At 35.3% G+C, this 20122-nt stretch carries 21 protein-coding genes; 6 read left to right on the top strand and 15 right to left on the bottom strand.

What is annotated here, in order from left to right; all coding sequences use genetic code 11:
* Nucleotides 1–98: 98 nt before the first annotated feature.
* Nucleotides 99–1445, bottom strand: a complete 1347-nt coding sequence (gene brnQ, locus MKX78_RS11745) for a branched-chain amino acid transport system II carrier protein (RefSeq protein WP_341051001.1) — start codon at nucleotides 1443–1445, stop codon at nucleotides 99–101.
* A 368-nt stretch (nucleotides 1446–1813) separates the two neighbouring features.
* Here brnQ and MKX78_RS11740 point away from each other — a divergent pair, with 368 nt between their 5' ends.
* Nucleotides 1814–2473, top strand: coding sequence for a GntR family transcriptional regulator (locus MKX78_RS11740; RefSeq protein ID WP_095373327.1), 660 nt, complete (start codon nucleotides 1814–1816; stop codon nucleotides 2471–2473).
* An 87-nt stretch (nucleotides 2474–2560) separates the two neighbouring features.
* Nucleotides 2561–2851 (top strand): HesB/YadR/YfhF family protein, encoded by a 291-nt coding sequence (locus MKX78_RS11735; RefSeq protein ID WP_307314045.1) that lies wholly within the window; start codon nucleotides 2561–2563, stop codon nucleotides 2849–2851.
* Nucleotides 2852–2890: 39 nt separating this feature from the next.
* Here the strand turns inward: MKX78_RS11735 and MKX78_RS11730 are convergent, their stop codons facing one another.
* The 10 genes from MKX78_RS11730 to MKX78_RS11685 all read right to left on the bottom strand — a co-directional run bounded on the left by MKX78_RS11730 (nucleotide 2891) and on the right by MKX78_RS11685 (nucleotide 10945).
* Nucleotides 2891–3184: a hypothetical protein gene (locus tag MKX78_RS11730; RefSeq protein ID WP_341050998.1), complete on the bottom strand. Its 294-nt coding sequence runs from the start codon at nucleotides 3182–3184 to the stop codon at nucleotides 2891–2893.
* 17 nt (nucleotides 3185–3201) lie between these two features.
* Entirely contained in the window at nucleotides 3202–3618 is a 417-nt protein-coding gene (locus tag MKX78_RS11725) for an acyl-CoA thioesterase (protein ID WP_095373329.1), read from the bottom strand.
* Nucleotides 3587–3871 carry a hypothetical protein gene (locus tag MKX78_RS11720; protein WP_341050996.1) on the bottom strand — a complete coding sequence of 95 codons (285 nt, stop codon included), beginning with the start codon at nucleotides 3869–3871 and terminating at the stop codon, nucleotides 3587–3589. Before MKX78_RS11720 ends, MKX78_RS11725 begins: the two co-directional genes overlap by 32 nt.
* Before the next feature lie 87 nt (nucleotides 3872–3958).
* Nucleotides 3959–5920 carry an AAA family ATPase gene (locus MKX78_RS11715; protein ID WP_341050994.1) on the bottom strand — a complete coding sequence of 654 codons (1962 nt, stop codon included), beginning with the start codon at nucleotides 5918–5920 and terminating at the stop codon, nucleotides 3959–3961.
* A 127-nt stretch (nucleotides 5921–6047) separates the two neighbouring features.
* Entirely contained in the window at nucleotides 6048–6191 is a 144-nt protein-coding gene (locus MKX78_RS11710) for an acid-soluble spore protein N (protein ID WP_095373331.1), read from the bottom strand.
* Between the two features lie 60 nt (nucleotides 6192–6251).
* On the bottom strand, nucleotides 6252–6389 hold the full coding sequence (locus tag MKX78_RS11705; RefSeq protein ID WP_095373332.1) for an FbpB family small basic protein: 138 nt from the start codon (nucleotides 6387–6389) through the stop codon (nucleotides 6252–6254).
* Between the two features lie 122 nt (nucleotides 6390–6511).
* The gene (locus MKX78_RS11700) at nucleotides 6512–7003 is read right to left on the bottom strand and encodes a TlpA disulfide reductase family protein (RefSeq protein ID WP_095373333.1); all 492 of its coding nucleotides are present in this window, start codon (nucleotides 7001–7003) and stop codon (nucleotides 6512–6514) included.
* 30 nt (nucleotides 7004–7033) lie between these two features.
* The gene (locus MKX78_RS11695; protein WP_307314054.1) at nucleotides 7034–7450 is read right to left on the bottom strand and encodes a hypothetical protein; all 417 of its coding nucleotides are present in this window, start codon (nucleotides 7448–7450) and stop codon (nucleotides 7034–7036) included.
* A gap of 201 nt (nucleotides 7451–7651) precedes the next feature.
* On the bottom strand, nucleotides 7652–10360 hold the full coding sequence (gene acnA / locus MKX78_RS11690) for an aconitate hydratase AcnA (protein WP_095373335.1): 2709 nt from the start codon (nucleotides 10358–10360) through the stop codon (nucleotides 7652–7654).
* A 324-nt stretch (nucleotides 10361–10684) separates the two neighbouring features.
* Nucleotides 10685–10945, bottom strand: a complete 261-nt coding sequence (locus MKX78_RS11685; RefSeq protein WP_095373336.1) for a hypothetical protein — start codon at nucleotides 10943–10945, stop codon at nucleotides 10685–10687.
* A 119-nt stretch (nucleotides 10946–11064) separates the two neighbouring features.
* Between MKX78_RS11685 and MKX78_RS11680 the strand changes: the two genes are divergently transcribed.
* Nucleotides 11065–11208, top strand: coding sequence for a small acid-soluble spore protein P (locus tag MKX78_RS11680; RefSeq protein ID WP_224936401.1), 144 nt, complete (start codon nucleotides 11065–11067; stop codon nucleotides 11206–11208).
* Between the two features lie 320 nt (nucleotides 11209–11528).
* Complete coding sequence (locus MKX78_RS11675; RefSeq protein ID WP_307314059.1) at nucleotides 11529–11834, top strand: Hsp20/alpha crystallin family protein; 306 nt, start codon at nucleotides 11529–11531, stop codon at nucleotides 11832–11834.
* A 168-nt stretch (nucleotides 11835–12002) separates the two neighbouring features.
* On the opposite strand, the gene MKX78_RS11670 is transcribed toward MKX78_RS11675, so the two are convergent.
* Nucleotides 12003–12938 carry an L-threonine 3-dehydrogenase gene (locus MKX78_RS11670; RefSeq protein WP_307314061.1) on the bottom strand — a complete coding sequence of 312 codons (936 nt, stop codon included), beginning with the start codon at nucleotides 12936–12938 and terminating at the stop codon, nucleotides 12003–12005.
* Nucleotides 12939–12979: 41 nt separating this feature from the next.
* Nucleotides 12980–14170, bottom strand: a complete 1191-nt coding sequence (locus MKX78_RS11665; protein ID WP_095373339.1) for a glycine C-acetyltransferase — start codon at nucleotides 14168–14170, stop codon at nucleotides 12980–12982.
* A gap of 317 nt (nucleotides 14171–14487) precedes the next feature.
* Between MKX78_RS11665 and MKX78_RS11660 the strand changes: the two genes are divergently transcribed.
* A complete protein-coding gene (locus tag MKX78_RS11660) occupies nucleotides 14488–15030 on the top strand; it encodes an NADPH-dependent FMN reductase (RefSeq protein WP_095373340.1) in 543 nt (180 codons plus the stop codon).
* A 467-nt stretch (nucleotides 15031–15497) separates the two neighbouring features.
* A complete protein-coding gene (locus MKX78_RS11655; RefSeq protein WP_307314065.1) occupies nucleotides 15498–15917 on the top strand; it encodes a Fur family transcriptional regulator in 420 nt (139 codons plus the stop codon).
* Nucleotides 15918–16073: 156 nt separating this feature from the next.
* Here MKX78_RS11655 and MKX78_RS11650 read toward each other — a convergent pair whose 3' ends face one another.
* On the bottom strand, nucleotides 16074–18662 hold the full coding sequence (locus MKX78_RS11650; RefSeq protein WP_307314067.1) for an AAA family ATPase: 2589 nt from the start codon (nucleotides 18660–18662) through the stop codon (nucleotides 16074–16076).
* On the bottom strand, nucleotides 18659–19978 hold the full coding sequence (locus MKX78_RS11645) for a 3' terminal RNA ribose 2'-O-methyltransferase Hen1 (RefSeq protein ID WP_307314070.1): 1320 nt from the start codon (nucleotides 19976–19978) through the stop codon (nucleotides 18659–18661). The genes MKX78_RS11650 and MKX78_RS11645 overlap by 4 nt, the downstream gene beginning before the upstream one ends.
* Between the last annotated feature and the right edge of the window lie 144 nt (nucleotides 19979–20122).

Genomic DNA, 20122 nt, shown 5'->3' with positions numbered 1-20122 from the left:
AATAATCCTTCTAGTTATCAAAAAAATAGTGAATATTATTATAGGTTACATAAAAAAACCCTTACAAAAGGAAAATCTTTTGTAAGGGTAAAAAACAGTTAAATTACTTCTTCATTCTCTTTTATCTTTGTCTCTCTTTTAAACAGATCTATTACAATACCTAAAATCACACCAATGATAGCTGGTACAATCCAACCTAATCCCACTTCATACAACGGAAGAATGTTTGCGAATAAATGATAAACAGGCTCTATTTGAACTCCTGCTTCTTTTAAACCGTCAAAAACACTAACAATAAACGTTAAAATCATACTCACTTGATAGACAGTCTTCTTCCCATTAAAAAACTGATGGAAAAATGTTAAAATTAATAATAAAATCGCCAAAGGATAAATCGCTGTAAGTACTGGAACAGAAATAGCTATTAACTCTGTTAAACCAAAGTTCGCAACTGCAGTACTGAAAATAGCAAATGCAATTACATATGTCTTATAGGAAAATTTAGGCATGATCTTATTAAAATAGCTAGCACATGAACTGATCAAACCTACACTTGTTGTCATACAAGCAATAATCATAACAGCACTTAGAACGATTCCTCCATAAGAGCCAAAATATGCATAGGCAACACCCGAGAGAACAGCTCCACCATTTTCAAGGATACCTAATTCCGCAACACTACTAGCACCCATATAAGCCATCGCACTATAAAAGAATGCTAATAAAACCGCAGCAATCAAACCAGCCTTCATCGTAGCAAACATAATAGAGCGATTTGACTCTATACCTTTTGCCCGCAGTGCATTAATAACAATTACACCAAAGACAAATGCAGCCAGTACATCCATAGTTAAATAGCCTTCTGAGAAGCCATTAAAGAATGAGTGTTGTGAATAAGCTTCTGTTGGCTCCCCAAAAGATCCTAGAGGATTAAAAACAGCAACAAGAATTAATAGTAGTATAAAGCTAATTTTAATAGGCGTTAAATATTTACCAACAATATCAACAATCTTTGATGAATTTAATGATAATATCGTCGCAACACCAAAGAAGCAGATTGAGAATATTAATACACCAATCGTCAGTGAAGATTCTGGCAATAATGGTCGAATTCCAATTTCAAATGAAACACTTCCTGCTCTCGGAATGGCAAATAATGGACCAATAGCTAAATACAATATAATAGCGAAAATCAGTCCAAATGTTGGATTCACTCGACTTGCAAGCGATTGCAAATCACTCTTACCTGAAAAGCCAAGAGCAACAACAGCTAATAATGGCAGTCCCACACCAGTTATAATAAACCCAGCTGTCGCTGCCCAAACATTTGTACCCGCTTCTTGCCCCATCATAATCGGGAATATTAAATTACCCGCTCCAAAGAACAAAGAGAATAACATTAAACCTAATACAACCACATAAGAATTTGAAGATTTTTGATTCATATTTACAAGTTTACCCCTCTCAATTACAACTAGCAGATGATTTTTTCACCGCTAGTATTTTTCAGAATATTTATTCTTCATAAAATTAAATATTCTGAAATAATTTTTAAAAATTCTGTCACTTATCTAATTCCCGTTAATATATTGCATTAATAAGATAACATATCACTATAATGAACACAATAAATTATCTTAAGAAACTAACGGAAGAGGTGATATATTGCATTAAAAACTATATTATTATATAATTTTTTCTATATATTACTAATATGGATAGAATATTTCCGGATTTCTTTCAGCAATTTTGAAAAATCACACTATACTAACAGAGTAATTTACAGATATTTGATACGCAAAGGTGGTTTATTATGCCAATTCCAAGTAATTTTTCAACTCCACAACGACTTTCAGCTAAAAAACGAGCATTCTTGCAAATTCAAGAATGGATTATTGATGGCACGTTAAAACCAAAAGAAAAGCTGAATGATGCTGATCTTGCGGAAGCTTTAGGAGTCAGCAGAACACCCATTAGAGAAGCATTACAATTATTAAATTCCCAAGGATTTGTAGAAATGTATCCGGGTGTAGGGACACAAGTTACTGCAGTAAATCACGAAGATATAACGAAAATCCTTCCTCCATTAAGTGTCCTGCAAGCATTGTCTTCTGAATTAGTAGCAGGCAATCTGGGGCAAGAGGTAATTAATCGTTTAAAAGAAATTAATCAGAAATTTGCTGAAGCTATTAAAACTGAGGATTCATTCTCTGCTCTTAAATATGACGAAGAGTTCCATCAATTAATAGTAGATGAAACAAAAAACCCTTATATAACTCAGGCGATTGAAGGTCTCCAACCTCACGTTATGAGACTTTACTATTACAAAGCCATTATCTTAACAGAATCATCTATCGACGAGCATGAACGGATCATACAAGCGCTAGAAGCAGGTGACAAACAAACAGCCTCTGATGTAACAAGAATCAATTGGATTCGTGCCATCAATGAATATTTTTCTGAGCATAAATAAGGTTCCCTTCTCTTTCCAATCAAAATCTTAGCAGTGTGTTTCGCTTTCGTATACAATAGTCTTATAAAGATAAAAGGAGTGGGGACCTTGGACATTCGATTGAGTGACAAAGCCATTAACTGGTTTAAAGATGAGATGCTTTTAACTGCCGGAGATTACGTTCGTTTTTTTGCCCGGTATGGAGGTTCAAGCCCGATACAACAAGGATTTTCTTTAGGTATTTCTAATGAAGAACCGGTCAATCCTGTCGTTACGAAAGAATCTGACGGTATCCAGTTTTTTATCGAGGAAAAAGACTTGTGGTACTTCGATAATCATCATTTGATTGTGCAATATGACGAGGACTTAAACGAACCGCAGTATAAATATGAAAAATAAACATCACCCCTAGCTCTATAAAACTAGGGGTGATGTTTATTATCTCCAAATATGCTCTTCTTTTCCCTCTAACTTCATAATTTCAATTTGTTTATCTCCTAATAAATCAAAATGAGAGTATCCGTCTTTACGATGATGAATCCACTCCGGCTTCAATCCGTACTTCTTCCCCCATAAAATGAGCTGATTCAAATCGGACGCTCCCACCTTCGTGACCGTCTTACACGTGGGAAAACGATCATCAAGCCAATAATGAGTAAGAAAGGAGATCTTTCCAGCATCTATATCAGATTTCCACTTTCTTACATCAACCCTAGTAATACCGAACGCCATTTTTAAGCCTTCTTTCTTTATTTCTTTGCTTTTTCGTATGCTTCATGCCAATCTGGAAACTTCCTCCGAAGTGAAATCGGTCGAAAACTATCCTTCTTCACACAAGTGTGTAATGAAGACCCACTAACAGCGAGAATGCCTTCTTGGTTATATATTTCATATCCATAAGTTGTCCTTAAACCATCATAATCCTCTACCCAAGTCTTGACTGTAGCTGTCTCTCCATAATGGAGAGGTTTTTTATAAGATGCTTGTATGTCAAGTACAGGTGATAATACACCTTGTTCTTCTAATGCCGCATAATTAAAACCCAGGTCTTTTACGAATTGCGTTCGACCTAGTTCCATCCAAATAATATAATTGGCATGATAGACCACACCCATTTGATCTGTTTCCGCATATCTAACTTCTATCTCTTTCGTTGAAACTAGCACTAGTCTTGTCTTCCTTTCTATTCGCACCAATTGTATTTATAAAATCTCTCTCTGTTAATGTGGATAACGATGACTCACTTGTATGTGAATCTTCCATAATTCTTCTTGCTTGATTCTGAATGGCCCCTTCAGCAAGATTCACAACTAAACGACCATTCCCTTCTGTTACTGTAGTCGTAAAATACTCCAGCAGTAATTGTTCAGCCGCCTTCGTTAAACTCATTTCATATCTTGTTAAAAATGCTTTCATCATCTTCAGCATCTCTTCAGCAGTATAGTCCGGAAAATGTAAAAACTTTTTAAAACGCGACCTTAGTCCAGGATTACTTGCCAATAGCTTTTACATTTCCACTGGATAGCCTGCTAATATCACTACCAAGTTTTCGTTATGCTTAGTCATTTCATCTACAAGCGTATCTATCACTTCTTTTCCGAAATCAGTAGTGATATCAGATAAAAGAGAATACGCTTCATCAATAAACAAAACACCACCTAATGCTTGGCGAATAAGTTTTCTTGTTTTTAATGCTGTCTGGCCAATATAACCAGCAACAAAGTCGGCTCTACTCGAAACAATAAGATGGCCCCGTTTGAGCAAGCCGCATTCTTTTAATAATTGTGCGAAGATTTTCGCTATCGTCGTTTTCCCAGTACCTGGATTCCCTGTAAAAACTGAGTGTAGCTGCACAGGAATGGCCGGTAATCCTTGTTGCCCTCGCATATGCTGTACTTGTACAAATGACACTAAAGTCTTTACTTCTTCTTTAACATGCTCCAATCCAATCATTTCATCCAGTTGCTTCTGCGGTTGATCAATAGACTCTTCCTCATCGATGGTAAAATCATCTTCTTCTAATATGGTTAGTTCTCTAATATCTGCTTGATCACCCTTAATACCTTTAGAAAATATCGCATCGAGAATGACATCATGTACAGCTCTTGCGTTACCAAAGGTATCATCAACACGCTCTCTTTCTATTCTCTTTAACAACGCCCTTTCTCCTGAACTAGTTAGCACATAATCATTATTTAAAGCGATTCGCTTTCCTATCTCTAACAACTCGTAGTCATTGTAATCTGAAAGATGGAGATGGTTTGCTTGCGGGAAACGACTGCGTAATCCCGGGTTTACTTCAAGAAACTGTCGCATTTCATCAGGATAGCCTGCCAATATTACTGCCAATCGTCCACTATACTTTTCACTTGTCATTAACGAAACAAGGGTATCAATTGCTACTTGTCCATAATCGTCCTTTGACTGATCTGATCGATTCAATGTATAAGCCTCATCGATAAATAATACTCCACCTAGCGCTTTTTCGACTAATTGTCCAACATTCTCTTCGGTTTGCCCAACATATGCACCAACTAATTGTGAACGATTAGTTTCTATGACATTCTCCCTTGGTAAGACACCCAAATGATTGTATATACGCGCAAGTGTTCTCGCTAAAGTTGTTTTACCTGTTCCAGGATTCCCTGTAATCACCATATTGAGACTCATTTGATCTCGCTGGTTAAAACCTAAAGTACGACGTCTATGTTGATACTGTAAAAATTGATAATAAGCTTTAATTCTCTTCTTTACATTTATCATACCAACCATTTCATCAAGTTCATTTAAAGGAGTCACATGTTGCTTTTTCTGTATTTCGTAGGCTTCAATTCTTTGTTGCCACTTTTCTTTCACTTTCAAAAGTTGCTCAATTTTTCTCTTTACTTCATCATAATGTATCGCTGTATGAAATACGCCAGATATCGACTGCTCATATGCTTCGGCAACCTCAACTAATTCACCGCCAATGGATAGAGCGTCTTCGAGGATAGCATATAAATCGTTTACAAAAGGACTCAATTGATCATTTTTATACTTACGTAGTTCCTCTTTTTGTCGTTTTAAATGTTCTTTTGCTTTATGAGTTTGTTGCATAAAACGGTTTGTGATGGCTATCATTTCTTCTGCAGCATATTTTTTTGTTGCACGATTATCAGTTTCACGAATAATAGGATATTGAAGTTGATCCATGAATTCTTTGTTAATCATCCATTTTGTTTCTGCGAGCGCTTCTTTTGCTCTGAGATTCTGCGGTGATAATTCAATCGCCTTTTGTAACCATGCAACTGGCAATTGAACATCTGTTTTGTCCCTTATAGCAGACAATTGCGCTGCTTCTGTTAGCAACTCTGATAATTGTTCAGCATCCGTTTTTTCATCTAAATGAGAGATTTGTTCAAATATATTTCTTTCAGTATGTACTTGCTGGGAACCATTTTTATCAATATCTGTTTTCTTTTGTTTCATTCTATTCACATCACTTTATTCAATGGTTTAAACTAACTATACCATATTTTTTTCTTCATATTGAAGTAAAGCCGCTTACATACAAAAGGATGCTTAGGTACGGCTTACCTAAGCATCCTTTTGACATTTATTCACCTTTTGTTTGAATCACATCAGGTTGTTTGCCTGTTTTATCCTGCATTTGTTTACCTTTATTGCCACCAAAACCTCTTGATTGTGTACCAAGGTGATTGGGGACAAAAGCTTTACTGTTCTTTTTTGGATTACCCATCACTTATCCCTCCTTCATTTTATTATGTTCGGAAGTTAAGTGAAATAGTCAGGTAAAAATCTACTCTGCCTTTAGGTGACTAGCATGTTTTTCTTCTAATCGCATTTCTATTTTATCCATTGCAGACTGATCTTTCATTAATTGAAGCTTATTCTCTAATACCAGATCAGCAAACGTTCTTCTTTTAGGTTTTCTCATAAAATTCTTCACCCACCATTTCTTTCTATTTTATAAGCAGTATGCCCCATTCAATAGAAAGTTATTACAAATTTTAGAAAATTTAATAATGGGCTTAGTTATTGAATTATAAAAGAGATAGATTAAAACTGTTTTAACTTTTCTTTAATTAATGATAAAGGCATAGCACTATAGTATTTATCCCTTATGACGCCCTTTTCATCAATGAAATAAGTAGTTGGTATTACCATCACTTGATAAATTTCATTTACTTGATCATTCTCGTCTAATAAAACCGGAAAAGTAATACCTAATCGCTCAACATATTTGCTGACATTACTTTTTGTATCAATGTTAATGGCAATGATCTCTATATTAGTATCCTTTTTATTTTGATAAAATGATTGGAAATCACGCATTTCTTGTTTACATGGCGCACACCAAGTAGCCCAAAAATTGAGCATCACTTTTTTTCCGCGAAATTCCGTTAAACTGACATTTTTACCTTCAATAGTCTGAAGCTTAAATTCGGGTGCTTTTGTGCCGATCTTCAAACCAGGTAATTGATCTTCTGCTGCAGTTTCTAGCGGGATAAATAGTAAAAGGCAACAAAGGAATAATAAGGTTTTTTTCAACTAGAACACTCCTTCCTTTCATTATTGTTCCTAATAGAAAAGAAAATATAGTGTTCTGATCATCCAAAATGAAAGAAAATACGTAAATAAATAAACGAAAGCGATACACATCCATTGAATCATAGAGAAATGCGAGTGATAGGCTTTAATAAATAAATAAATTACCATGATAACTAAAGCGAAGAATAGACCTTTCAGTCCACTATTTGAATAAACAATTATAAGAGGGTTTTTTATTACATCTGTAAACCTCGTTATTAGTGGTAGCCCTTTATAACATAGGAGAAAAATAATTAGACCAGTCACCAGACTAGAACTAACTTCATCTTTTATCTTCCCATCAACTTTAAACAAAGTTTTTAAAAGAAAATATGTGATTACAAACGCTATCGCAAGACTTAACTGATTCACAGTAATTAAAAACGGACCAATCATCCATGCTTTCAATTGTTATCTCCTTTTGTTTTACTATGCTCAATCATTTTTACTCATTTCATTTAGTTCTAAGGTTTTTTTAAACTTTCACATCGTGATTCTATGTGTATTGAATGGAGGCAAATTCCTTCCTAAAAGGGGTGAAGTTTGTTGAAGTTTGGAAACTAAAAACCCTCTACACATCTAGAGGTGTAGAGGGCAGGAAAGCTACAATTATTTCTTCAATCGATTACGAAGAACCATTTGCAAGATACCACCATGACGATAGTAATCAATTTCCACTTCAGAGTCGAAACGAACAAGTGCTTCAAAAGTAGTTATAGTGCCATCTTCTGCAATTGCTGTCACTTTTACAAAGTCGCGAGGTCTCACGTCTTCTCCAATTTCAACACTAATTGTTTCCTTACCAGTTAATCCTAGTGTATCAGCACTCTCACCAGCTTTAAATTGAAGTGGTAGAACGCCCATTAACACAAGGTTAGAACGGTGAATACGCTCATAGCTTTCGGCAATAACTGTTTTAATACCGAGTAAATTTGTTCCTTTTGCTGCCCAGTCACGAGATGATCCCATTCCGTAATCCTTACCAGCAAGTACAACTAATCCAGTGCCATCTTCTTTATATTGCATACATGCATCATAAATGGATGTCACTTCACCAGTTGGCCAGTACGTTGTGAATCCACCTTCAGTACCTGGTGCAATTTGGTTACGAATACGGATATTAGCAAATGTACCACGCATCATAACTTCATGGTTACCACGACGAGAACCATAAGAGTTAAAGTCACGAACTTCTACGCCATTTTCGCGAAGGTATTTACCAGCTGGTGTATCTTTACCGATTGCACCTGCAGGAGAAATATGGTCAGTTGTAACAGAATCACCAAATTTACCAACTACACGTAAACCATTTAATGGTTTTACTTCTTCTGGATCTGGTTTTAAACCTTCAAAGAATGGTGGGTTTTGGATATAAGTAGATGACTCATCAAAAGTATATAATGGTTCATTACTTGTTTTAATTTCATTCCAACGCTCATTATCATCGAATACACGCTCATATTCAGCACGGAATAAATCAGGTGTAACCGTTTGTTTAACGACTGCATTGATTTCCTCTGTTGTTGGCCAGATGTCTTTAAAGAATACATCGTTCCCATCTTTATCTTGACCAAGAACATCATGTTGAAGATCAACATCAACTGTTCCAGCTAGAGCGTATGCAACTACTAACGGTGGTGAAGCAAGGTAGTTACCTTTCACTAATGGATGGATACGACCTTCAAAGTTACGGTTACCAGAAAGAACAGAAGTAACAAGTAAATCACTGTCAGCAATCGCTTCTTCAATTTCTTCTTTTAAAGGACCAGAGTTACCGATACATGTTGTACATCCATAACCTACTAGGTTAAATCCTAATTGCTCTAAATAAGGAAGTAAACCAGAGTTATTTAAGTATCCAGTTACAACTTTTGAACCTGGTGCTAAAGATGTTTTCACATATTTAGGAACTTCCAAACCAAGTTCTACTGCTTTTTTCGCAACAAGACCAGCACCAACTAATACATAAGGATTAGATGTGTTTGTACAGCTAGTGATTGCAGCAATTGCAACTGCACCCGTTTTCATTGTCGTAGAATCGCCATTTTTGAAGTTAACTGTTGCTGTTTTATCAAACTCTTTCTCATCATAACCAAAACCTTGGTTACCTTGAGGAGCAGTAACAGCTTTATTAAATTCTTTTTTCATAGCAGAAAGCGGAATTAAATCTTGCGGACGTTTTGGACCGGAAAGGTTCGGTTCAATATCAGCTAAGTTAATTTCTACTACATCTGTATAAACTGGTTCTAATGAAGGATCGAAGAATAAGCCATTTGCTTTAGAATAAGCTTCAACAACTTTGATTTGTTCTTCTTTACGTCCAGTTAGACGCATGTATTCTAAAGATTCACCATCAACTGGGAAGAATCCACATGTTGCACCATATTCAGGTGCCATGTTCGCGATTGTTGCACGATCAGCTAGTGGAAGTGCAGGAACACCTGGTCCGAAGAATTCCACAAATTTACCTACAACACCGTGTGTACGTAAAACTTGTGTTACTTTTAAGGCAAGGTCAGTAGCTGTTGCTCCATTAGGTAGCTCACCAACAAGTTTCACCCCAACAACTTCAGGAACTGGGAAATATGAAGGCTGTCCAAGCATACCAGCTTCCGCCTCAATACCACCAACACCCCAACCAAGTACACCGATACCATTAATCATCGTTGTATGAGAGTCAGTACCAACAAGTGTATCAGGGAATGCTTCAAAATCTCCTTCTGTTGTTTCATTTGCAATTACAACATCAGCAAGATATTCTAAGTTTACTTGGTGAACGATACCTGTCGCAGGTGGAACAGCACGATAGTTATCAAATGCTTTTTGTGCCCAACTTAAGAATTGGTAACGTTCTGCGTTTCTTTCAAATTCTAAAACCATATTTGCATCTAGTGCATCTGGTGTGCCATATTTATCAACTTGTACAGAGTGGTCAATAACAAGATCAACTGGTTTTTCAGGGTTGATCATATCTGGATCTCCACCCATATCAGCCATAGCTTTTCTTAAAGAAGCTAAGTCTACAACTGCTGGTACACCTGTAAAGTCTTGAAGGATAACACGTGAAGGTTTAAATGGTACATCCACTTCCTTCACATCTGCTGTTCCCCATTTTGCTAAGTTTTCAACATGCTCTTTTGTAATTACACGACCGTCATATTGACGTAGTACAGATTCAAGTAGGACTTTAATAGAATATGGTAATTTAGATACCTGTCCTATACCTGCATTTTCAAGTGCTGCTAAGTCATAGTAATGATAACGTTTCCCATCTACATCAAATGATTTACGGGAATTAAACACATCATTTTTCGCCATAGTATTACCCCCTAATTCGAACTACAAAGTACTATAATACCACTTAATGGTAATCAATCGAAAAGTTTGAATTTTTACCCATCCTCACTTTTCTCACAATTTCTATAATAATACAACATTCAACATAAGTAAATAACAAGAAAGTTATTGTTATTGATAAGTTTTTCTTATGGTATTTCTAATAAATGATACGATAAACATAAAAACACCGCAATTGAGAGAGGTTATCAATTACGGTGTGAAATGCACTTCATTTAATTATTATATTAAGAAAATAAACCAATCGCGTTTAATTGACTTTTTTCGACTTTTTTAGCCCTATTTTTATTTTTCTGATTGCACTTGGCTTGTGATGGCATCCAAATCCGTTTGAAATTTAAGCAATTGCTCTTTTTGATGCTCAGATGCAACTTCTAAAGCATTTTGGATTTGTTCATAAGTTTCTGCTATTTCTTGAGACAGATGTTTGAGTTGTTGGCCATACGTACTAGCATGTTTATCTATTACATGATACTGTTCTTCTACATCTTCCATACTTTGTTGGGCTGCTTGAAATGCTTGCTGTTTATTTTTATGATAAGGCATAACTTGTTTTCACCTCTTTTGCTTTTCTTACAATTAAATTGTTCAGAGTGAGGATAAAATATACCGTATAAAAAATGGGGATTCTTTCATCCTATAAACAAAAGGAGGGAAATGAAAAAATGAATAAAAATGATGGTAAAGATATGAGAAAAAACGCTCCAAAAGGGGATAACCCAGGACAACCTGAGCCTTTAAGTGGCTCTAAGAAAGTAAAGAATAGAAATCATTCAAGACAAAAGAATCACTCTCATCATGATATGTAGAAGTTTGTTCGATACAATTGAATAAATGATCAAAATAAAAACCTTAATGAAATAACTCTGCATTCTTGAAATGAGTTCGGTATTGTACCGGACTCATTTTACCTTATCCCCGGACTGTTATTAATAAAAATAATACATCATTCATTTCCTTAACTTGATTAAGTAGCTTCATACAAATATATTTTATAAACTGTAGTTCTTGTACAGTTATCATCAATTATGGAAGAAAATATAATTTCCACATTAACATTTAAAAAAATCGATTGTACGATTCACATTATTTGTGTATACGCATACATTATCATACTGGGGTGATATGTATGAATATGGAGTGGCAGAGTTGGTTTGAAAGCATGTTTCTTGATCCGTTAACATCTTTTTTAGACGAGTCTATCTTTCGTATCGATGTATTTGATACAGAATCAGCTTATATAATTGAAGCCTTAATTGAAGAGGATCGTTATCATCATGTGCAAGTTATACCAACGGGAGATGAGCTTATTATCAGTGCTGTTGCAAAAAGTGATGGTGGAACATATAGCAGAAAACTTATGCTTCCTCATATTACAACTCCACTACGAATCGTTCACCAGCATTCTATTTTGGAAATTTTCATAGACAAATAATGATGCAATATTTAGTTGACATAATAAAATTATGTGAACCTTTTATCGTCTCAGGATTCGAACTAAAATAAACAAATTTACAATATGATAACTCCTGCATGGATATACTAAAATCTATTTTAACTTAAAGAAAAACGCCCGCGTAACAAAAGGGCGTTTTCTTTATCTTTATTTTAGTTTATTTAACATATCCTCAGTCATTCTTGCGAGATCATACTCTGCTTTAAATCCCCATTCTTCTTTTGCGGCTGAAGCGTCAATGGCATTTGGCCAACTATCAGCGATTGATTGGCGAACTGGATCGACATCATACGTTAAGACGAATTCTGGTATATGCTTACGGATTTCAGCAGCGATTTGCTCCGGTTCAAAACTCATTGCTGTCACATTAAATGAATTACGATGTAATAATTTTGCTGGATCAGCCTCCATAAGGTTGACTATCGCATTTAAGGCATCAGGCATATACATCATATCCATATAGGTACCTTTTGCAATATAAGAAGTATACGCTTTGTTTTTCATCGCTTCGTAATAAATCTCCACAGCATAATCGGTCGTTCCGCCTCCTGGAGGTGTTACGTAAGAAACTAATCCTGGGAATCGTAAACCGCGTGTATCCACACCAAATTTATGATAGTAATAATCAGAAAGGAGCTCTCCAGAAACTTTATTTACGCCGTACATTGTTGTTGGTCGGCAAATCGTATCTTGTGGTGTAAGGTCTTTTGGTGTAGAAGGTCCAAAAGCGCCAATGGAACTTGGTGTAAAGAATTGCGCACCCGTTTCTCTTGCTGCTTCAAGTGCGTTCATCAATCCACCCATATTTAAATTCCAAGCAAACACTGGATTTGCTTCAGCTGTTGCTGATAATAAGGCAGCCATATGAATAATAGAATCAACTTGATGCTTTTTCGCCACTTCTAACATCGTTTTTCCATCTGTAACGTCTACCATTTCAAAAGGTCCTGATGTAGCTGCCTCTGAGTCATTGCTTCTAATATCTGTTGCAATGACATGGTCCGTTCCATAGATTTCTCTTAATTTCAGTGTTAACTCTGAGCCAATCTGGCCAAGTGCACCAGTAATCATAATTTTTTTCATTTTTTCTCCTACCCTTTTCAACCCTCTCTAAAGGGGTGATTTTATATAATCTCTAATTCTTTTCCTACCGTTTCATATATAGTTAATGCTTGATCTAGCATTTCTTTCGTATGTGCAGCAGATGGCATATTACGTACACGACCTGTTCCTCTTGGTACCGTTGGGAATACGATGGACTTTGCATACACTCCAGCTTCATTAAGTTTCTTACTAAATTCTTGCGTCTTCACTTCATCCCCAATGATACAAGGTGTAATCGGTGTTTCACTTTCACCGATATTAAAGCCTAATTTCTTTAAGCCTGCTTTTAAGTATTCACTGTTTTCCCATAACTTTTCATTGAGCGCTGTGCTCTCCATTAACATCTCAATCGCTTTTTTACTTGCAGCAGCATCAGCAGGTGTAACAGATGTAGAAAATAAGAAAGGTCTACTTCTCACCTTTAACCAATCGATTAATTGTTGTTTACCAGCTACATAACCACCAACTACTCCGATTGCCTTCGATAATGTACCAATTTGGAAATCCACTTTATCAGAAAGACCAAAATGTTTTACCGTACCAGCACCTTTACCTAATACACCAGAACCGTGAGCATCATCTACATATGTTATTAGATCAAACTCTTCAGCGATTTTAACGATTTCTGGTAATTTAGCAATATCACCATCCATTGAAAATACGCCATCTGTAATGACCATTACTTTATTGTATTGCCCAGATTCTGTTGCTTCCTTTGCTTTTGCTCTAAGATCGTCCATATCAGAATGATTAAATCGAATGATTTTTGCTTTGGATAAACGGCAACCGTCAATAATTGAAGCATGATTAAGCTCATCTGAAAGGATGGCATCATTTTTATCCATAACTGCAGAAATCGCCGCCATATTACAATTGAATCCAGATTGATAAGCAATTGCTGCCTCTGTATGCTTGAATTTTGCAAGTGTTTCTTCAAGCTCTACATGGATTTGCAACGTACCATTAATCGTCCTAACTGCCCCTGCACCAACACCATATTTATCAATCGCTTCTTTAGCAATTGTTCTTAACGTATCATTTGTTGCTAAACCTAAATAATTGTTCGAAGATAAGTTAATTAACTCTTTCCCGTTAATTTTAATGATTGGACCATTCGCACTTTCTAACGGGTCAATTTCGTTATATAATCCTTTATCTTTTAAATCCTCAAGATTTTCACTTAAAAATTGATTTAGAATATTGCTTGACATATTCCTTTTCCTCCTAGTGTTTCATCTTCATTTTCTTTTCAAAATAGACAACTGTCCTCTGTAAAAATACAACTATTTTCTAGTTATACATTTGCTATGTATAGGTTTTACAAATTATACTTTACCACATTTTAAATAATTGTACACATATAGAGGACATATTTTCAAAAGAACTTTATTAGTTAATTTACCCATCTTACTTAAAAAATGTTCAAATTTAATGGAAACGTTTAGATTTTCTGAGCATTTATAACAGATTTCAAATAGGTCTATGCTATGATGGAAACATTAATTATTACATAATGGAGGCATTTATTATGAAAATAGCTGCATTTGTCGGAAGCAATCGCAAAGAATCAATTAATAAAAAGTTAGCCTTATTAATGAAAGAACGTTATAAAGAAGAGCTCGAGATAGATATCCTCCCTCTTGAAGTATTACCGATGTATAATCAAGATGATGAACTTACACCGCCAGCGTCCGTTTTAGAAATTCGCCAAAGAATTAAAGATAGTGATGGGTTATTATTTTTAACCCCTGAATATAATCACTCCATTCCTGCCTTTTTAAAGAACGCCATTGATTGGTTTTCAAGAGTGGAAAAAGTTATGGTCAATAAACCTGCGATGATTGTTGGTGCAACGCCTGGTGCAATGGGAACAGTAAAAGCGCAAATGCACTTGCGTCAAATACTCAACTCAGCTGGAGTCGGCGCTGTCACGCTTCCAGGAAATGAAGTTTTTATCGGTACCGTCCTTGATAAAGTAAATGAACAAGGAGAACTTGTACACGAACAAACTTTAGATTTCTTAGATCAGGTTGTAATCAATTTTATTAACTGGTCAGAAAAAGTAAAATAACATTCACTTCCATTATTAGATTAAACATATAAAAATCCGTAATGTCCCAAACAACGCTAATGTTTTTGAGACATTACGGATTTTATATTTGTATAAAATTCAAACTCTTTTATCAACTAGAATCCCCATTCAAAGTGTAATTGATAATCCCCTTCCGTTTTCAATATTCTTTCACACATTGATATCATGTAACATATTAGTATAGTGGTGATTAAAAAACTAAAATTATTACACACTCAACGAAGGTATATTACCGGAAATGTCGAAACTATATTTATACACAATCCTTATTTATAATTATTATAAAAAAGTATTGATTTTCGAATGAGAAGTGTTATTATTAATATATATCGTTAATATGTTAGTCATTCTCATATTTCGTTTATTTTTCACTTTTTCTCATATGCCTTTAAGTTCTACTTAAAGGCATTCTCTACAATTACATCATTATAAATGAGGGTTATAGCATGAACAAAGACCAAATAGAAAGCTTAATTCCCTTATTAAAAGAAAAAAATTTAAGGGTTACACCACAAAGAATACAAATTTTAACGACACTGATTGACATGAATGGACATCCAACAGCTGAAGACATTCAAAAAAGAATCCCTATCATTAGTCTCGCTACCATTTACAATAACTTAAAACTATTTGTTGAATTAGGAATCATTAATGAGCTACCTTATGGCAATGGATTAAGTCGCTTTGAATTTAGTCAGTCCAATCATTATCACGTTATCTGTGAATCATGTGGAAAAATTGCAGATATTAACTATCCGGAACTTACAGAAATTGAAGAAATGGTAGCTAATCTTACAGGTTTTTCCGTCAATAAACACAATATGGAAGTGTATGGGAAATGCCAAGAATGCATAGAGAAAGGATGATTCCGATGAAAAAAGAAGATAAAATTTGCCCAGTATGTAAAACAAAATTGATTAAATTAAAGCATAGTACAATTTGCGCTTGTGGTAATAAGATTATGAAAGATAAAATTCCATCATAAAAAAGCCATCAATATAGATGACTTTTCTCTATGACGACTATAATCTCGGGTCGACTTCATCTCCTTCGAGGGCAAGTATAGCGACAATACATTCATGAATTCGACCTATTTCTTCTTGCTTTACAAAGCGATTTAACGCCTCTATCCCTAAGGAAAATTCTTGTAAAGCTAATTTTTGTTTACGTTTCGTGTTTCTTTTCTTCAACCGCTCTAAGTATTTCTCTTCTAAATAATCCATGCCATATATGATTTGTAAATACTTTCTTCCCCTTACCTTTAACGCCGGTTGTAACAGCTTCCCTTTTTCCCATACGGTAAACTGGTTGGGTTTAACAACCATTCCTTCATGCCCTTCTTCTGTCATTTCTTTCCACCAACTAATTACTTGCTCCCAATCCGATTCATCTTCAATTAGTAAATATTCAGTAGGCCTAAAAATACTACATACGTTGGATAGTTCTTCCACATGAGTCATATGCCATGTATGGGGTTTTTCGTGATATACTCTTCCACTATGTGCTAGGATATGAAATGGAGCTATCACAATGCGATCTATGTCTGAAACTTCCCAGCAATACTTTTCATACACTTTTTGAAAACTTTCTGCACGTTCTAACTTCTCTTCATTTTCTTTTAACCACTGGTTCTCAACCAATGCTTCACTTAGTGCTTTATCCAAGATTTTTCGGTCTAAGATTGCACTTTCAGCTACAAGATTATATTGTTTATTGATTAAATCTTGTGCCTTTAAATTCCACGGCATGATCTCACAATCCAGTAATACAAAGTCTGTTTCGTACTTATCAAAATAGTCATTTTTCTTTAAACTAGATTGAATAACCGTTAATATTCGCTCTTCTATATCCTTTTTAAAAAAGCGCTTCCCACTTCTTGAATATATCGCACCTAAATTCCTAATCCCAGTATAGTTTAATGCTACTTCCTCATTCTTAAAAATGAGTAAAATCCCCCGTGAACCCATATGCTTTTTCTCAACAATAAGTTGATTAACACCATAATCCCGATAATATTTAAAAGCCTCTACTGGATGTTCTAAATAATCTGGCAACTGACTCGGAATAGGAACAGGACTCATAGTTGGAGGGAGATAAACCAGTTGACCAAAATGGGTATCGGCTGTAGATAACGAACCAATGACTGGTTTGACATACTTACCTTTCACACTTACATCTTCGAATTCTTCCATTTGTATGCGATAACCTTCAATAAGCGCTTGTATATTAGGGGGTTGCAACCTCTTGCTCTTCCATTCTATAATTGGGTTATGCTCTACACCGTTATAATTTTTGAGAGCATCCACCGCGACAAATGACTTCTCGGGATATCGATAGGCTGTTAATTTCCCTCCAAATACGACACCTTGATCAATATTAATCGTAGAGTTGATAGTAGTCGGATATGGTCTCGGATCATGCCCCCATATTATGGTCATATGACCTGTATGATGATGATACCATTCATCTCTTATGGGAATACCATCTTTCATGCGACTTGATGATTCACCGTATCGACAATAATCCGATATTTGTTGGGATTTTTTACCTATATACTCATCTTTAATCCCTGCATGCGTGCATACAAGCATCGGCACACCTTCATCCTCGATTATATAATGTGCCGGAGCATTTCCTAAAAACTGAATGAACTCATCCTTCAGTCGTTTTTGCTCTTCTTCTGAATAGGTAGCTAACCATTGATTGATTTCTTTAGCCGTCAATTCGTCACCATGTTGCAAAGTGACTTGATTTCCTTTTAACCATCTGTAGATTTTCCAACCATGATTACTATCAATCATATAAGCTAAGTTATTATTGACATGATTTTTAAAAAATAAAAGCGTTTCTAAAGAGCGCGGTCCTCGACTCATAATATCACCTAGTGATAAAAACTTTCTCCCAAAGGGATGAGTATAGAGCCCTTGTTCATTTTCTTCATAACCTAACTTCTCTAATAATTGTAATAGCTCAGTATAACAACCATGAATATCACCAATGATATCAATTCCTGCTCCCACATCAATAGGAGGAACTTCATCCATTCGTGCTATTTCAACAGAGTGATTCAATTCTTTTATCATATGAAGTTGATGATAACCTTCTGTTTTTAAATAACGCTTATTATATTGGAACCTTTTCATTTGTTGTTTAATGCGTTTTGAACCCCTTGGGAATATTCGTTCGTTATCTCTCATTAATAATGTATCTAAATCGATATCTAGCACAATTGCGCTTATCGGTAAATGATGGCGATGTGCAATGGAAATCAATTTTTTGCGATCATCACTATTTATATTAGTCGCATCAATGAAACTACATTTATTTAAACGACATCTTGCTTGTAGGGTTGATTCTAGTAGTTCAAATGCCTCTTTAGAAATCATTTGATACTGTTCAAATAAGATCTGCCCCACCTTGTTATTACTGCTTTCAACTGAGGTGTACTCTTGATCTGCAACTATTTTTCTATATTTATCTGAACTTAAAACTTCTGAGTCTCTTATTTGTCCGCTATCGATCCAGTTCTGCAATAATGTTGTTTTACCACTACCAGAAGGCCCAACAAGTAAAATGACACCAGCGTTAGGAATTGTGATTCTTCTCCTCATACCATCACCTCTTTTTCGAAAACGACTATTTGAGTCGGCGCACCTCGTTCATGATCTATATCACCTATACTAGAAATGCTTGCCTTATATGCATACATAGCAGTCATCTTCTCAACCCATGCATGTAATTCTGCTCTTGTCCATTCAAAGCGATGATCATAATGGCGCATGGATTCACCAAGTTGATAAAGTGTATTATATTCTTTATTCGGTGTTGTAATAATACAAACCGCAGGCTTATACTCTTGAAAAATAAGTTGCATGGCCGTTTGCAATTTTTCTTCGGCAATATGTTCAATCACTTCACATAAAATAAAGACGTCTTTATTCTTTAGTCCATCATCATAATAAAATACCGAACCCCATTTTTGCATTGGCATTAAGAAGCCCGGATTTTCGGCAGCTTTTGCATATCTTTTTGTCGCCTTTACCGTTTCTCGTTCACTTGGTTCAACTGCGATTATTTCACTCACATTTGGTAAAAAACCTAATCTAGTACTAAGTTTTCCTTCTCCACTCCCCATATCTATTATCTTTCTAAGATGAGGTTTAGATTGAATGATCTCGATTATCTTTTCATAACGTAGTTGGTTTAGTCCTTTTTGCTTCTTTTCCTTTTCAACCTTTGTGTGTTCGGTTATATTGTCGCCTAAGAGCCCTTTATACTTTAAGGCACGTTTATAAATCCATTCTTTTTGAGGATGATCATCTAGCCAACCTTCTCCGAAACGCTGAAGCTTTTCCGCCTCTTTTTCATCAATATAATAGTGCTTATAATTATCAATAACTGGAATGAGAATAAATAACTGCCTTAACCCCTTTTGTAACGTTGTCTCACCTGTAACAGTTACATAAAGAGGACTGTTTTTCGTTTCAGATTGCACAGATAAGCTAAATCCAAGCGGTGAAAACAACTCCCGAAGATTCTCTACAGAAAGGTCTGTATTTACTGGACCAAATGAATAAGAAAATTGAAATACCTGCCCCACATATGATAAATATTCTTCCTTAGGTAAGCCATTTAGGGCTGTCGCAAGAGGAGAGCGTATGAGCGATAAAAACAAACTACTAACTGCAAATTCACGGTCATTAATATAATGTGTAATATCTAACTTCTCTCCACTATCCCTTAATAAACTTATAGCATCCAAAACGACGTATATCGTTACTTTCACCTCATTGGGAGTAAAGGATTGATAAAAGAGACGTACTTTATGCCCTTTATGCTCTCTTTCATAAAGACGTTCAGGGTGTTTAGCCAATAAAAAAGAAAGGACATTCGCTCCTTCTCCTTTTGCATGAATCGTTAATTGCATAACAATCCCCCTTTTATATGTATTTAAACCATATTATACCACCAGCCATTCCTCAAAAGGAATTTTTCTTTTATAGATAAATATCGCCTCTCCACTAGTTAAACATCGAGAAATCTAGTATGATTATTAAATGATTATGAAGAA

This window comes from Cytobacillus sp. FSL R5-0569 (assembly GCF_038007265.1).
GTDB classification, from domain to species: Bacteria; Bacillota; Bacilli; order Bacillales; family Cytobacillaceae; genus Cytobacillus; species Cytobacillus kochii.
The sequence above is the reverse complement of the archived record's forward strand: the minus strand, read 5'-3'. Positions and strand labels throughout refer to the sequence as shown.